Consider the following 15,883-nt stretch of genomic DNA (forward strand, 5'->3'; position numbering starts at 1 on the left):
TCCTATGTTTTAATTAGATATATTATATCATTATTATAGAAGTATCATGAGCCAATAATTCTATTGAATAACTCCAATAGAATGTCTTTCACACCAGCTGCATTAAAAACCAAGCCTACTGCAATAATGGCAATGATGAGAAAGCTGATCAACTTGCTAAACTCACGCTTGAAGCCAAGATACAAGCCAATCACAACGATAGCCAAGAGTACCAGCGATTGAGCATTTGATAGAAACCAGTTATAAAGATTTTGTCCAAAATTCATAAAAATTCTCCTTTCTTTTTTACAATTGTTTAATTTACAGGAACGTACTAAGTGATTACTTCCTTATCGTTTACTGACTGTTGTCTTAAAATATCCTCATGTCGTTCCGTTAGTTTGGCATTATCCAAAATATCCTTGATAATTTGTGTTTGATTGATTTCATCTAATTTCATGGCTACCTTTAAAGTAGGTGCGACTTGATGGGACAGCCAGTTCAACGTCCGTTGAAAAGAATATGGTTCTGGTTTTGTCGTTAATTTTAATTGTTCACGGTTGCTTCCAATAAACCAAGCCCATTCTTCATTGAGTTTCCAATCAGAACGGGGCTTTGTACCGTCTTTATCTACAAAACGGATATAGCGATTGATAATTTTAAAGGCAGTACGCTCCGGATTGTCATAGGCTAATAAATCACGTACTGCATAATAGGCACGGTCATTTTTTAATCGAATTTCAAAACGATTTTTTACGTCTGCATCTTCAATGGGAATATCGTTTTTCTTGAACTGTTCATAGTCTTTTTCATAGATACAAAAATAGACTTCGCTTTGGAGCGAACCGATATAGAGTGTGTTTCCCATACATTCTTTTTCATCTTTGCGTACCAACTCACCACTACGATAGCTTTTAAAACTACGGAAAACTGAAATACATTCTTCCTGTCTACATTTTTCTGTGAGGTTAGGAATATTTAAAATCCCAGTTTTATCATTGATAGCAAGGTCAAGGCGTTTCATCACACCACCAGCCACTAAGGCGTCCATAAAAAACTCATACCAGCTTCTTTGCTGTGCCAAAAGATAACTTTCAAATTGACGACAACCACGACCTTTTAATTCAACCAGTACTCCTTTATCTATCTCATGGGAGCATAGAATAAATATATCACCTAAAACATAATGTTCTGTATAAGAGTAGAAACCATACTCTTCATGAAGCATATAGGAAATTTTCAATCTCAAAATATCCTCAATCACGTGTTTGACATCTGTTGTAGGAAATCGAATCCTCACATAATCAAAGAGCATTTCAAGGGGAGCTTCTGGATTGAATCGTTCCAGTGTTTGCCAAAGTGATTCTTGTAGTTCATCTGATGGCTTTACTTTGCCTGTTTCAATGTCGCTAAGATATTGTCTTGTAATGCCTGTTGCAATTGCCATACGATTTTGTGAAAGCCCATAAACAAGACGTTTTTCTTTTAATTCCTGTACCCAAGTTTTTTCACTCAGCTTAATCTCTCCAATCAAAAAAGCGTATGTCAACTGTTGAAGCTCATTTGACATACGCTCAAATTTTCTAAATCCCTTATAACCAAAGGGTTTTCTACTATTTTTTGTCTGTTTCTTGTTGTTTTGTACCCCCCTGTTAGATACGGGGGGTTAAGTGCTGGCGCGGCTATCGCCACACCAGCCAGCAAGATCAGCCCACACCTGCGACTTACGCTTCGCACGTCGCCTGCGTGGACTGTCTGCTGTTAGATAAATTCTTTATTTCCTCTAAAAAGTCATGACCTTTTGGTACTAAGGGCGTGTAAAATTCTGATATGACACTTGTTCCCACATCTACATAGCCACGTCCTTTGATTTGCTTTAAGAAGAAATCTTTTTGTACATCACTACCAAACATCATGCCATAGCCCATTTCAGACATTCTTCCAAGTGCCACTCTGAAATTAAATTGGTCACGGATTCCGTCGCCTAAATATTTTGCGTCTGGACGTTGACAAGCCAGTATTAAAAAGAATCCAGCTTGGCGACCTAACATAACAATTTGTTTCAACTTATTTAAAACTGCGGTATTTTCTTTTGTTCCCAGCATTTCCATGAAAGCCACGTATTCATCAAAAATAAGAAAGTTGGCTGGAAGTCCTAAATAGGCATAATTTTCTCCTGTTTTATAATTTTCCATTTGCTTCATATCCTCACTGCGTTTCATCATTTCTTTATAGAAATTATCAATGCAGGAAAGCATATCCTCTTTTTTGTAGTAAACATTTTCTAACACAGAGCCTAAATCTGCAAGGTCAGCATTCTTTGGGTCAAGAATATACATATTTGAATCTGTATAAAGCAAGGCTTCAATCAATGTTAAAATAAAATAAGTCTTACCGCCACCTGTACCCCCAGCAATCAACATGTGAGGGAGCTTGTCATATTCCCACCATACATTTTCCATCAGTCGTAATTTCCCATCTGTAGCTTGTACTTCATCAATAGAAATCCGACTGGCGATAGTATCGTAAAGCAAGGTATATTCCACGTAAGAATCCTTTAACTCTTTATCCATCAGCTCACAGTACAAGCCACTTTCTAATTTCTTTTCTAGGTGTAAGAGCTGGTCTTGATATTTCCCTAAAGTAATTTCTACCCGAATTTGTATCAATCCGTTATTAAGACGATAATAGATTTTGGGGAAGTAAGCTATCTTCTCTTTGTTACGACTGGATGAATCTTTAAAGAAGCCATCTGTTTTAACCTGTTCCGATTCATACCACTTATTTTCTAAAATCATCTTTGCCAGCTTTTGACGGTGATAGAGTTGTTTTACTGTATCATATCTATATCTTTTGAATAGAAATACCACTAGTAAGCAAACAAGAATTGCGACACCTATACTCATCATTAAATAGGGAATGTCAATCTGGTTTGCTTGCGATAGATTAAAGTCTTGCCAATTGACCTGCTGGATTGCTTGAATATGAAACAGTCCAACAACCAGCAGGAAAATTGGTAGCAAAGTAGCTATTGTAAAATGAAAGACTAAATCTTTGTCATTCGGGCGAATCCTTTTACTATGAAATGCAATCTGTTTCATCCGTTATCTTCCCCTTTCTATTTAGTGGGAGATAGAGTGCCAATTTTTATTTAGCAGGTTCTTTTTTAGGTGGTTGATTCCTAAATGTACTAGAATCTTTCGCCAGAATAATATCATCTGCTTTAATATACCAGTTTATATCTGCCCCTCGAAAGGTAGCAGTAGCGACAGTATCAGCTATTGGGTTGATAATTTCTACCCTTGCATTATAGTCAAATTCCTTTAAAGGAACGCTGGCAGGAATACTTACTTGAATCATACGTCCTTGTCCTTTGGATTTTAGATCATAGGTACGTTCTTTAACTTCCTCTGAAACTGTCCCATCTTCATTTTGAATACGGACTTCACGACGGAGTGCGGAAAATTTCAACTCTCCAAAGGTTGCCTCTTTTTCTAATACAATGCCATTAGCTAATCTCATAATCAAATTCCTCTCTTTCTTTATGCTTTTATCATGTCATCTGCATGTAAAATATAATTAGTGAATCCACGATTACCAATTTTATAGCCCTCTGCTGTAACGCGTGGATTAATTAGTTTTACACTTTCTTCAAATTCAAAGTTCTTTTCTCCAGCTTCGGCAGGAAGAACAACGACAATGTCATCTGCTCTTTGAACATTAGAGTATAGATTGAAGCTACGAGATAGGACAGTCAGTTGTCCGTTAATTCTTCGCTGTTCAATTTTATCCTCTCCAGCGAATTCTAAATTTCCGAATGTTTCTTTCATATTTGGGATAACAAATTTTAGTTCCATATTTATACCTATCCTTTCTTTTAAATAGTTTGATGGTCTTACAGGATGGAGAGCGTCCCTTTATTTTTTTGTTTTTGTTTTTTAAAATTATCGACTCCTTTCAAATTTAAATAAAAAAATAGACGCTCATTTCTGAACGTCTTATAAATAATATTATTTTTTGTTATTTCCTTCTAGATCAACATCAACTTGAACACCTAGCAACTTACTTTCAGGAGAATCATCATTTAGTTCAAGTACAATGTTCTTTTCAATAATTTCTTCATAATCGTTTTTCTTCATAAGCGGCTCTATTGATTGCAAAGTATCCTCATTTACAGTACATATATACTGAAATTCTTTAGTCTCAGTATACTCATTCATCAATCTAAATAAAATTTCTCTTTGCCTAGGATCCATATTCGCAAGTAACCTACTGTCATGAATAAGAAAGCGCATATTGCTTACTTTACTTAGTAGTATGAGTAAATCAAAGCAAAATATTTTAACTTCATTAACACCATCAGAAGAATCATCTTCAATTCTAGCATCTATATTAAATCTCAGCAGGTTCTCGCCAAGATTATTCTTGATTATCAAGCCACTACTTTTTTTAGGATAAAATCTTTTAGATAAACTACGAAATGATTCTTTTAACCGATCAAGATAGTCACTCTGTTCTTCAAGATATGTATCAGATTCTTTATCTTGAGAAATAAAATCTGCTTTAATATCTAATCTTGTTTCTTGATATGTCTTAAGAATTTTTTTATAATCATTTATTCTATTTTTTTCATGCTCTAACGAAGACAATTGTTCAGTTAACGCTAAATATTCTTCCAATGCTCCATGCGAGTTTAAATAGCTTAAAAGCCGATCCATTTCTTCTCCTAATTCCTTAATTTGATTTTCAATAGAAGAAAGGTGAATGTTGTTTTTTTGAAGTTCTTTCTTTAGCCTGATTTCCCGGCTTTTCAATAATTCGTTGTGAAAATCCATTACATTATCAATTCTTTCTTTAATCATGTCTGGTATTTCAACGTTGGCCGTTTTATAAACATTCAATAATTGATCTGAATTTACATCAATACTCTGATTTAAAGAAATAGTGATATTTTTAATATTAGAGTTGATTAACGATCGTTTGTTTTCCAACTTCTTTTTACTGAAACTCTTATCGTTTGCTTCTTTTTCTAATTCATGATAATTGCTAGATACTTTAAAGCTATTAAGTTCACTTTGTAGTTGATTTATTTTATAGTTCAATTCAGTAACATCAATGTCTGCGTCGTGTTTTCCAAGATAATACTGTTTGAATACTGGGTCTTTTTTAATTGCTTTTTCTGTTTTATTAGCAGAATCTTGTTTATCTCTGAGATTCCTTTTTTTAATTATAAGATCATAGTCAATACCTAATAAGTATGCATTGTTTAATAGTTTACTATAATCTGTTTCTTTTGGTACAAAAGTGTCGAAATTAATATAACTAGATCTATATCGTCTTGCAAAACGCGAAAACAATGTATTCCAAGTCATATAATTAGGTGTTTCTTCAATATTAAAACATAAACTTAAAAGTTTTGCCCTAAATGTCTTAAGAGGGATTTTTTCACCACAAAAAATTAAATTATTTTGTTCATCAGCATGTCGAGTTGAAGTGTACACTTTTCCATCAATCGAAAATTTCAAAGTAAATGACCAGTTGGAAAGGCTACTTTCAAAGCTACCAATTTTATTTGATCCTAGACAAAAATGAATCAGGTGAATAGTAAAAGATTTTCCAACGCCATTGTATGTGTTCCCGTCGTTTCCTTTAGTGGGAGAGGCCTGTTTTCCTAAAATAATATTTACGCCTTCTTTAAAAATTACACTATGAAATGAAGGCATATTTGAAGTTAAACTAATCAATTTCATAATGTAAAACTCCTTTATTGGATTTAATAGCACCAATCATGTATAAGAAATCTAAAGCAATTATAAATTCGTCAAAAGTAAATTTTACTGGATATTTAAGATTATAGTATGCATTATTATAACGTTCCCACAAAGAATCAACATCCAACGGTTGCTGTAGTTGTGTTAATAAAAAACCACCAAATCCTATTAGTGATTCATGAATTGATAGATGTTTTTTCGGTAATATCATGCGGAATCACTCCTCTCTTCTAGGGGTTCTTCAAAAATATCACAACTAGCAAAATAGTGTGCCATAAGTACGAAAACACAACTCTGAATTGGTACAGTAGGTTTATAACATGACTCTTCAAGAATACTAAAAAATCTAGCATCACTTGCGTTTTCTAAGTCGCCAGAAATCTCTTCCTTTGAATTTAAATATAAAGAATGAAATTTTTCTTGAAGTATCTTATCTAAGCCTGGATTTTCATTAAAATATTGAGTTAGAGTTCCTTCTTGATAAGAACCGTTTGTTAGATAAATTTTTACTTGATCGCTAAGACCATTAAACATAATTTTATCATCAAAATTTGGAACACTTAATACATCTATAGCACCATTATCTACTTCAATATTGATTAGAAATTGAACTGTTTCGTTCAAAGCATCGTATTTGATTATTTCTAACTCCTCGTCTGGTATGTAGCCTATAATATCTTGTATTTGCAAAACATCAAGACTATCAAATTGCTTTTCTAAATCTTTAGCGCTAAATATGTTTAAACTTAGATGCTTATATTCTTTTCTGTTTCCAATTTCTATACATTTTTCAATGATAGGGGAAGGTATTCCTTTGTACTTATCATTTATAACAAAATAAAACTCTTTAATTGGACAAATTTTATTCCAATAAGCATAGAGTTTAATAAAATCATTTTCAAGCTTATTTATAGCATCATTTTTTGTTTTTGTTTTTGTTATATCTTCAGGTGAGAATACTTGAAAATAAATTCCAGCAGTCTTATCAAATCCATCGTTCTTACGATCTCCAATGTTACCATAAGGCTTAACAGCTTGGAATTTATTATTGCACTTAGACATAATGGCTACAAAAAAGTCTTCAAACTGTTGGCCATCATATTTGTATATTCTATTTTGAAAAAGAACTTTTGTGATGTATGATTCTGCTCTTGACATGATTTACCTCCAACTATTTTCTTAATTCTATCATATTGGAGATATATTTTGTAAAAAAGTTAATATGCTCATTTCTGATCGCCTTACTTTTAATTATTAGACTTAAAGAATTTTTCATTAAGGAATTCAACGCTCAATATGAGCAAACACTACACTGAAATTGCATTTTTTATATATCGTATACTCAATGCAGAGTATGGTTAGTCAAAACTTTGGCGGAGAAAAAAGAGAGTACATTTCATAAGAATGCACCCTCTAAACTATGAATTGATAAAGTCCCACTTTCAACACGTCTGGCGGGATTTTGGCGGGAAACGTAATCAATTCAAACCATTTTATCCATTTTAAGAACCGAAAGAAGCCTGTTAAACCAATCGTTTACTACCAAATCAAGTTAGTAAATTATTCCCACTCAATCGTAGCTGGTGGTTTACTCGTAATATCATACACAATCCGGTTCACGTGCTCTACTTCGTTTACAATTCTTCTAGAAATCGTATCTAGCACTTCATACGGAATGCGTGCCCATTCGGAAGTCATTCCGTCAATAGACGTTACTGCGCGGATTCCTACTGTGTAGTCATAGGTACGGCCGTCACCCATCACTCCTACGCTGCGGATACCTGGAAGAACGGTGAAATATTGCCATACATCACGATCAAGTCCAGCTTTGGCGATTTCTTCGCGTAAGATGGCATCGGATTCGCGGACAATTTCAAGTTTTTCTTCCGTGATTTCACCTAAGACACGAATACCGAGTCCTGGTCCTGGGAACGGTTGGCGCCAAACAATGCTGTCAGGCATACCAAGTTGGGTTCCAAGTTCGCGTACTTCGTCTTTGAACAATGTATTTAATGGTTCAATTAGTTTGAACTGCATATCTTCTGGCAAACCGCCTACGTTATGATGAGACTTAATAGTTTGTGCGGTTTCCGTACCACTCTCAATTACGTCTGTGTATAGCGTACCTTGTGCCAAGAATTCAATTCCGTCCAATTTGGTTGCTTCGTCATCGAACACGTATATGAACTCATTTCCGATAATCTTTCGTTTTTGTTCTGGATCGCTCACGCCGGCTAACTTAGATAAGAAGCGTTCTTTCGCATCCACCAAGATAATGTTCAAGCCAAACTTCCCAGACAGGCTTTCCATTACGGCTTCTGCTTCGTTTTTCCGCAACAAACCGTGGTCTACAAAAATACAAGTCAATTGGTCGCCGATTGCTTTTTGAAGCAATACGCCGACAACGGAAGAGTCAACCCCGCCTGACAATCCAAGCAAGACTCGCTTATCTCCGACTGTCTCACGAATTTTTGCGATTTCAATATCGATAAAGTCAGCGATAGACCAGTCTCCTGTACAACCACATACATCAAAGGCGAAGTTGCGTAACATTTCATTCCCATGAATGGAGTGACGCACTTCTGGATGGAATTGTACGCCGTAGAAGTTCTTCGCTTGGTTCGCAAAGGCTGCTACAGGACATTGTGCATTTGTTGCTGTCACGTCAAAGCCAGCAGGGATATCAACAATTAAGTCCCCATGGCTCATCAATACTGTTTCGCTGGATTCTAAGCCTTTAAACAAAGGGCTCGCTGTATTTAAGATTTCAATATTTGAGCTGCCGTATTCACGATGTCTTGCTTTTTTTACGGTACCGCCGAATTGAACAGTCATTAATTGCATGCCATAGCATACACCCAAGATAGGTAAGCCGAGTTCATAGATAGCTGGGTCAACCGTAAAGGCGCCCTCTTCATATACACTATTTGGTCCACCGGAAAAAATAATTCCTTTAACATTTTCCATCTTCTTGATGTCTTCCGCTGTTGTGCGGTGAGAAAGTAATTCAGAAAACACGCCGAACTCACGAATACGGCGGGTAAGTAGTTGGTTGTACTGACTACCGAAGTCTAATACAATAATTTTTTCCATTGAAGCTAAGTCTGTCGTCATCGATCTGGTCCCTCCAAAAATAAGTAATTTAGTTTAATACTTCTTGATGCTCAAGTAATCAATGTAATGATTATCTGCCTTATGGATAATCAAATCAGCGCGCGTCATGGTTGGCGCGATATACTCAGTCAGATTCTTCAAGTTTACGTTCTTCCAAACACCCTTTGCCATTTGGATCGCTTCTTCTCGATCACCGATTGCATAACTATGGTAGTAATTATCAGGCTGGTCTTTGGCCAAATCCATTAACATCTCGAAGCGTTCCAAATACCATTTCTCAATATTTTCTACTTCTGCATCCACATAAATGGAAAAATCGAAAAAGTCACTGACATAGATGGTTTGATTACTCGGAAGTTGTAACACATTAATCCCTTCTACAATGAGTATATCAGGCTGATCCACTTCCTCAAACCTATCTGGTACAATATCATAAATTCGATGCGAATACACGGGAAATTGGACATTTTCCTTCCCAGTTTTCACGTCTAGTAAAAATTGAATCAAGCGCTCCATATCATAACTCTCCGGAAATCCCTTTCGGTTCATGATATCTCGTTTTTTTAGTTCCGCATTCGGATATAGAAAACCGTCTGTCGTGATCATTTCAATTTTTTTATCCGCGTAAAATTTTTGAAGCAAGTTCTGCAGCACACGAGCCGTGGTACTCTTCCCAACAGCTACACTTCCCGAAACACCAATAATGAGCGGAGAAGGATCAAATGGGTGTTGCAAAAACTTACTCTTTACCCGATTTAAGTTTCGATAGTTTTGTTGTACGAGGTCAATCATTTCTACAAGCGGTACATAAATATCTTTCACGTCTGCCAAGGACAGCTTATCATTTAAGGCAGTCAAACTCATTAATTTTTCTTCCGAAATCATCGGAATCGATTCTTCATGGAATGTTCTCCATTCAGCTCGTTCAATATGATGGTAGTTGCTATTAGAAGTCATGCTTGATTCCTTTCATATCCTTCACATTTTCGAACATTGTAACATACCTTTTAGGAAGGGTACCAGAGCAAATATGTAGAAGAGCAATCCAGTGTACGAAAGTGTAGTTAAATTTTCCTAAATAAAGGTGGTGTTTCATTTACTTTAAGAAGGGGCTTCGTTAAAATGAAGAAGCATAAAAGAAGAGAAAGTGGTGAAAAAATGAAAAAAAAGGAGAAATATTTAGAATTATGGGGTGATTTAGTTAGTCTCCGTGATTTACTGCAAGCAATGCTTCTCTCCGCCGTCTTAACAATGGCTGGTTATTTCTTAGCTCCCGCCGGAGATACAACCAAACAATTGTTTTTTGGTTTAGCAGGAGCTGTGCTCGCCCTTCTCGTAAACACCATTTTTATCAAGCCCAAACGTTTGATTAAGCAAAGTAATCAAGAACGTTAATTGGAGGAATTTTTGTGGATTTTCAATTACTCATTCAGATGGTCATTGTCGCACTCGGCGCTACCTTCTTATATACTTTGATTGGCTTCATCCCGGGAACGGATGAAACTGCCGTATTAATGCCTATTACATTGGCAGTGGTACTCTCAGGCGTGCATCCAATCGTTGTGTTAACCTTTTTTATTGCAGCTATTGTTTCCCTTAACCTGATGAATGCCATGCCGACATTAGTCGTTGGGTTGCCAGGTGGGGTTCTTTCTACGCCGATGATTGGGCATTCGATGACCCTCAAAAAAGAAGGTTTAACACATCAAAACATTAAAAAGTCAGCAGTAGGCGCATTAATTGGTGTTCTTGTATCGGTTCCGATTAGCCTGCTCGTGGCAAACCTAATCGCTCCTTATGCAGAAGTAATCAAGTCCTATTCAGGTTGGTTATTCGTTGTTGGAGCGATCTTTCTGTCGCTGATGTCGAAGGCAAAGTCACTTTCCCTCTTCATGATTCTCCCGCTTGCCCTGCTCTTTCAAAGTTTACGCACTTTGTATTGGGACTTGAATATTGTTCCAGCGGATAAGAATATTACGACTTCCTTCTTTTTAGGAATCACGGTAGGTCCTTTATTGGTAAACCTATTGTCGTTCTTGATTCGTTCAACGAGAGAAGCGGCTGAAAAAGATGAAATGGCTGAAACCTGGATTCCAGTGATTGATGGGAAACGAGAAACGATGAACCCATTCAAGATTGCAGCTAAAGAAGAAACCATTCCAGCAGCCATCGTGGCGTTCTTTTCTACGTTTATTTTTGTATTAAGTCCAGTAGGTATTATTATTTTATTTGGTGAACTGGTAGGTAAACGTGAAAAGGATCCTGTCAAACGTGCCAGCACTTCTATTGTTACGATGAGTGCTCTGGCACAGTCTACGTATTTATCGGGCATTATTATTTGTGTAGTGGCACTAGGTATTCCATTATCACCCGCTGCGATTGGTCCCGGAGGTGCTTTATTTACAGCTCCTCCCGTATTGACTCTGGAAGCGAATATCCACCATGCACTCTCCATGGGCGAATTCACCTTAGCTATTTTCTTAGGTGCGCTAATTGCGATTTCCCTAGCTTATTTTCTAGCGATTCGCTATGCGACTAGAATTACTGCTTTGGTACTGACGAAAGTCCCTCATGAGGCTATTTTAGGCTTATTCATCGCCTTGGTCCTCCTCCTTTCCTATATGGATGCCGGACTTCTGAATGTGTTTGGAGTCATGTTAATCGGATTTGTCGCAGGTTCACTAAACCGTCTGGGCATGAACTACGGGATTCAATTCATGACCCTGTATGCTGCACCATTTATTATTTCATGGTTTGCATAATAGATAGAACGTAAAGGAAGATGAAAATGGAAGAAAAATTGGCAAATGGCCATTCACATGGGAAGATTATTTTAATGGGCGAGCATGCCGTTGTTTATGGGGAACCTTCGATTGCTCTTCCCTTTCCCGCAGCAGTTATGACAGCGACAGTTAAGCCGACAACAGGAGCGTTACTGGTTGATTGTTCCTATTACCAAGGCATTGCAAACGACATGCCGGAAGTACTACAAAGCTTGAAAAAAGCAATTGAAACAGCGTTACTTTCATTGGGGAAACCGCTGAGAAATATTCGTGTTACAATCGAAAGCACCATTCCACCTGAACGCGGGATGGGCTCTAGTGCTGCGGTTGCCGTTGCGGTAACTCGAGCGATTTATCAATATTATGGTGCGAAGTTAAGCAACGAAGCTTTATTGGAACTGGTTCACCTTTCAGAACAAGTAGCACATGGAAATCCAAGCGGACTAGATGCGGTAACGACAAGCGGTGACGAGCCGGTCTTTTTCCGTAAAGGACATCCCTTCATCCCCTTCCAGTTACATATGGATGCCTACCTAATCGTAGCAGACACCGGCGTGACTGGACAAACGAAAGAAGCTGTTTCCAGTATTGCCAGCCGAATTGAAAATGGTGACCAAAAACGCACCTTAAACCAAATTCGGTCTCTAGGAGAATTGGCAGAACAAGCACGACATTATTTAGAACAAAATCGTCCAACTGAACTAGGTCAGGCAATGGATCAAGCACATGAGCTGTTGACTGATCTAGGCGTTTCAAGTCCCGAGTTAAACCAACTTGTTTCTGCAGCAAATGCAGCAGGCGCGCTAGGGGCAAAGTTGACCGGTGGCGGCCGTGGTGGTTGTATGATTGCTCTAGCAGAAACAAAAGAAGATGCTGAACAAGTGAGTGCTGCTCTTCGTGAAGCTGGTGCAGTGGCAACGTGGATTACCCACCTAAGACAGGAGGAAGAAAAATGAGACAAGCAGCAGTTCGTGCACACACGAATATCGCTTTGATCAAGTACTGGGGAAAGCGGGATGAAGAATACTTCCTTCCGATGAACAGTAGTCTTTCTCTTACTTTGAATGAGTTATATACCGATACATGCGTTACTTTTGATGAAACATTAGAAGCTGATTTATTTTATCTGAACGGGAAACAACAAAGTGAACAAGAGACGGTAAAAATTTCTCGTTTTCTTGATTTATTTCGCAAAGAAGCCAATCTCTCTGTGCGAGCTCGCGTGGAAAGCATCAACCATGTTCCCACAGCAGCTGGTCTAGCCTCTTCTGCTTCTGCATTTGCTGCCTTAGCAGGCGCGGCAAACCTTGCAACAGGACTGCAGTTAGATGATCAAACCCTCTCCATGTTTGCCCGCCAAGGAAGCGGCAGCGCGACACGTAGTATTTACGGCGGCTTTGTTGAATGGAACAAAGGGACTTCTCCAACGGATTCGTATGCGATTCCGGTTGATGATGCGGATTGGGATATCGGTATGGTCATTGTTGCGGTAAACCGTTCAGCGAAGAAAGTTTCGAGCCGAGTTGGAATGAAGCAAACTGTTGAAACTTCTCCTTTTTACCCTTCTTGGGTAGAGACAGCAGAAACTGATCTACAAGCAATCAAAGAAGCAATCAAAGAGCGCGATTTTCAGACAATGGGTGAAATTGCAGAGCACAGTGCTATGAAAATGCATGGCTCGATGTTGGGGGCTAATCCGCCCATTATGTACTTTGAACCTAATAGTATTCAAGCGATTCAATGTGTAAATCGTTTGAGAGAGCAAGGCGTGCTTTGTTATGTTACAATGGATGCCGGTCCGAATGTAAAGGTACTCTGCCGACTATCTCAGGCAAAACAAATTAAAGAAGAACTATCCAAATATTTCAATGAAGAACAGCTCCTCGTCACTGGACCAGGAGAAGGAATACGAGAGTTAACCAAAGAAGAAGTCACTGCATACGGGTGGAAACGATCGTAGTCAGGAAGAAAGGAAGAGGAATTTGATAAAAGCAAGCGCGCCAGGAAAATTATTCATTGCAGGTGAGTATGCCGTAGTAACCCATAATCACCCTGCTATTTTAATTGCTGTCAACCAATTTATCACGGTAACATTGGAAGAAGCTGAAGATGAAGGGACGATTCACTCGTCATTGAATGGTGGGCTGCCAATTCCTTGGACCAGACAAGAAGGTAAGTTATCCATTGATGAGCGGGAAAATCCGTTCATTTATATTACCCAAGCAGTCAAAATAACAGAGCAATATATTCAAGAACAAGGAAAAGAATTGGTCTATTTCCACCTCTCCGTCGAGAGCAAATTAGATAATTCCCATGGAAAAAAATATGGCCTTGGCTCAAGCGGTGCGGTTACCGTAGCAACGATTAAAGCATTATTGCAGTTTTACGCATTGCCGTCTTCTAATGAATTAGTTTATAAGTTAGCAGCACTCGCTCACCTATCGGTAAACAGCAATGGTTCATTTGGTGACATTGCAGCAAGCTCGTATACGGGATGGATTGCTTATTCTTGCTTTGACCGCAACTGGGTATTAACGCAAAAAGAAACCCAATCCATTTCCCAGCTCGTTAATCTTGCATGGCCTGGATTGATGATTCGTCGGTTAAACCCTTCACGAAAATTGCGGTTATTAATCGGGTGGACCGGTTCTCCTGCTTCCACTACCCACTTAGTTGACAAAGTAAATCACAAGCGCAGTGGCTTGAATGAATTTTTCCCACAGTTTTTAACACAGAGTAAACGATATGTTAATGAATTAATTGATGCCTTTGATCACGATCACTTATCCGCTATTAAGACGGGCATCCGCTCCAATCGTCAGTTATTGAATGAACTTGCAGAACAAACAGGTGTCCTGATTGAAACGAAGTTGCTTACCAAGCTTATTCAAATCGCAGAACAGTTTGGTGGAGCTGCTAAAAGTTCTGGCGCTGGCGGTGGTGATTGCGGCATTGTCTTAATCGAGCAAGACGCTAATATTACAGATTTACTACATCAATGGCAAGAAGCTGGTATCCAGCACCTAGACCTTCAAGTGTATCAAGAAGATCAGGAGGAAAAAGAATGAATATAGACTCTAATCGCAAGGACGAACACGTAGACTTGGCAGAAAGGCAATATCAAGCTGCCAGCCAGTCTGACTTTCAAAAAGTACGTTTTGTTCACCACTCCCTTCCCCAAATAAAAACGGCTGATATCTCATTAGCATCAAATTTATTAGGCTATCCAATGGAGTTGCCGTTTTACATCAATGGAATGACGGGTGGCAGCGAAAAAACAAAAACAATTAATGCGAATTTGGCCGAAGTGGCGAAGGCTACTGGCTTAATCATGGCATCCGGGTCAGTAAGCGCAGCGATTAAACATCCTGAACTCGCTGACACATTCAAGGTGATCCGCCAAGTGAATCCTAACGGTATTGTTTTGGCTAACCTAGGTGCGCATCACACTTTAGAAAATGCAAAGCGAGCAGTTCATATTTTAGAAGCAAATGGTTTGCAGATCCACATCAATGCTCCTCAAGAACTTGTTATGCCAGAAGGTGATCGTGATTTTTCTATGTGGCTCAAGCAAATTGAGCGTATCGTAGCTAAAGTTGGGGTACCGGTTATGGTCAAAGAGGTTGGCTTTGGTATGAGTAGAGAAACCATGGAGCAGCTCATCAGCGTTGGCGTTCAGTGGATTGACGTTTCTGGTCGTGGCGGGACAAACTTTGCCGCAATCGAGAATGCTCGCCGTACCACTTTTTCTTATGATGATTTAGAAAATTGGGGACAGTCTACTGTTCTTTCCTTGCTAGAAGGTGAAGAACTAAATGACCGCGTGCATTTATTAGCTTCTGGGGGCGTGAAGTCGCCTTATGATATTGTGAAGGCACTTGCCTTAGGTGCTGAAGCGGTTGGGCTTTCGGGACAATTCCTGCATATGGTGCTAGAAGAAGGCCCAGAGAAAACCATCGAAACCATTGCTAGCTGGAAAGAAAAAATGACATCCATTATGACGTTACTTGGTAAAAAGTCAGTTGCTGAGTTGAAGCAAACCGATGTCATCTTCCAACGTGATATTATCGACTGGTGTGAGATGCGCGGTATTGATTATCGTCGTTTCGGTATTCGTTCAAGTGAATATTAATAAAGTAAAGATCCCTGCCGTATTTGTGGCTCTTTGTCAAGAAGTGTTGATAGTGTATTTTTCCAGTTGCATGCAGGCTAAATTTCACAATCTATCAAGCAGTA

At 38.4% G+C, this 15,883-nt stretch carries 16 protein-coding genes; 6 read left to right on the plus strand and 10 right to left on the minus strand.

What is annotated here, in order from left to right; all coding sequences use genetic code 11:
* Positions 1 to 44 precede the first annotated feature (44 nt).
* The 10 genes from PVE40_RS05720 to coaA all read right to left on the minus strand — a co-directional run bounded on the left by PVE40_RS05720 (position 45) and on the right by coaA (position 9,821).
* Positions 45 to 266, minus strand: coding sequence for a hypothetical protein (locus PVE40_RS05720; protein WP_080145564.1), 222 nt, complete (start codon positions 264 to 266; stop codon positions 45 to 47).
* A gap of 47 nt (positions 267 to 313) precedes the next feature.
* The gene (gene mobT / locus PVE40_RS05725) at positions 314 to 1,549 is read right to left on the minus strand and encodes a MobT family relaxase (protein ID WP_274730942.1); all 1,236 of its coding nucleotides are present in this window, start codon (positions 1,547 to 1,549) and stop codon (positions 314 to 316) included.
* Between the two features lie 154 nt (positions 1,550 to 1,703).
* Positions 1,704 to 3,080 (minus strand): FtsK/SpoIIIE domain-containing protein, encoded by a 1,377-nt coding sequence (locus PVE40_RS05735; protein WP_274730929.1) that lies wholly within the window; start codon positions 3,078 to 3,080, stop codon positions 1,704 to 1,706.
* 46 nt (positions 3,081 to 3,126) lie between these two features.
* On the minus strand, positions 3,127 to 3,504 hold the full coding sequence (locus tag PVE40_RS05740; RefSeq protein ID WP_274730943.1) for a YdcP family protein: 378 nt from the start codon (positions 3,502 to 3,504) through the stop codon (positions 3,127 to 3,129).
* Positions 3,505 to 3,521: 17 nt separating this feature from the next.
* Positions 3,522 to 3,836: a YdcP family protein gene (locus tag PVE40_RS05745; RefSeq protein ID WP_274730930.1), complete on the minus strand. Its 315-nt coding sequence runs from the start codon at positions 3,834 to 3,836 to the stop codon at positions 3,522 to 3,524.
* 153 nt (positions 3,837 to 3,989) lie between these two features.
* Positions 3,990 to 5,729 carry a DUF2326 domain-containing protein gene (locus PVE40_RS05750; protein WP_274730931.1) on the minus strand — a complete coding sequence of 580 codons (1,740 nt, stop codon included), beginning with the start codon at positions 5,727 to 5,729 and terminating at the stop codon, positions 3,990 to 3,992.
* Positions 5,716 to 5,961, minus strand: coding sequence for an ABC-three component system middle component 6 (locus tag PVE40_RS05755; RefSeq protein WP_274730932.1), 246 nt, complete (start codon positions 5,959 to 5,961; stop codon positions 5,716 to 5,718). Before PVE40_RS05755 ends, PVE40_RS05750 begins: the two co-directional genes overlap by 14 nt.
* Positions 5,958 to 6,908 (minus strand): ABC-three component system protein, encoded by a 951-nt coding sequence (locus PVE40_RS05760; RefSeq protein ID WP_274730933.1) that lies wholly within the window; start codon positions 6,906 to 6,908, stop codon positions 5,958 to 5,960. Before PVE40_RS05760 ends, PVE40_RS05755 begins: the two co-directional genes overlap by 4 nt.
* Before the next feature lie 402 nt (positions 6,909 to 7,310).
* A complete protein-coding gene (guaA, locus tag PVE40_RS05765) occupies positions 7,311 to 8,864 on the minus strand; it encodes a glutamine-hydrolyzing GMP synthase (protein WP_274730934.1) in 1,554 nt (517 codons plus the stop codon).
* A gap of 33 nt (positions 8,865 to 8,897) precedes the next feature.
* Positions 8,898 to 9,821, minus strand: coding sequence for a type I pantothenate kinase (coaA, locus tag PVE40_RS05770; protein ID WP_274730935.1), 924 nt, complete (start codon positions 9,819 to 9,821; stop codon positions 8,898 to 8,900).
* Positions 9,822 to 9,986: 165 nt separating this feature from the next.
* Here coaA and PVE40_RS05775 point away from each other — a divergent pair, with 165 nt between their 5' ends.
* The 6 genes from PVE40_RS05775 to fni are packed head-to-tail and all read left to right on the plus strand — an operon-like array spanning position 9,987 to position 15,779.
* Positions 9,987 to 10,259, plus strand: coding sequence for a hypothetical protein (locus PVE40_RS05775; protein ID WP_274730936.1), 273 nt, complete (start codon positions 9,987 to 9,989; stop codon positions 10,257 to 10,259).
* A gap of 14 nt (positions 10,260 to 10,273) precedes the next feature.
* Positions 10,274 to 11,626 carry a tripartite tricarboxylate transporter permease gene (locus tag PVE40_RS05780; protein WP_274730937.1) on the plus strand — a complete coding sequence of 451 codons (1,353 nt, stop codon included), beginning with the start codon at positions 10,274 to 10,276 and terminating at the stop codon, positions 11,624 to 11,626.
* Positions 11,627 to 11,652: 26 nt separating this feature from the next.
* On the plus strand, positions 11,653 to 12,603 hold the full coding sequence (gene mvk / locus PVE40_RS05785; RefSeq protein WP_274730938.1) for a mevalonate kinase: 951 nt from the start codon (positions 11,653 to 11,655) through the stop codon (positions 12,601 to 12,603).
* The gene (mvaD, locus tag PVE40_RS05790) at positions 12,600 to 13,607 is read left to right on the plus strand and encodes a diphosphomevalonate decarboxylase (protein WP_274730939.1); all 1,008 of its coding nucleotides are present in this window, start codon (positions 12,600 to 12,602) and stop codon (positions 13,605 to 13,607) included. The genes mvk and mvaD overlap by 4 nt, the downstream gene beginning before the upstream one ends.
* A 22-nt stretch (positions 13,608 to 13,629) precedes the next feature.
* On the plus strand, positions 13,630 to 14,715 hold the full coding sequence (locus PVE40_RS05795) for a phosphomevalonate kinase (RefSeq protein WP_274730940.1): 1,086 nt from the start codon (positions 13,630 to 13,632) through the stop codon (positions 14,713 to 14,715).
* Complete coding sequence (gene fni / locus PVE40_RS05800; protein ID WP_274730941.1) at positions 14,712 to 15,779, plus strand: type 2 isopentenyl-diphosphate Delta-isomerase; 1,068 nt, start codon at positions 14,712 to 14,714, stop codon at positions 15,777 to 15,779. Before PVE40_RS05795 ends, fni begins: the two co-directional genes overlap by 4 nt.
* The last annotated feature ends 104 nt before the right edge of the window (positions 15,780 to 15,883 follow it).

This window comes from Jeotgalibaca caeni, assembly GCF_028863945.1.
Lineage (GTDB): Bacteria > Bacillota > Bacilli > Lactobacillales > Aerococcaceae > Jeotgalibaca > Jeotgalibaca caeni.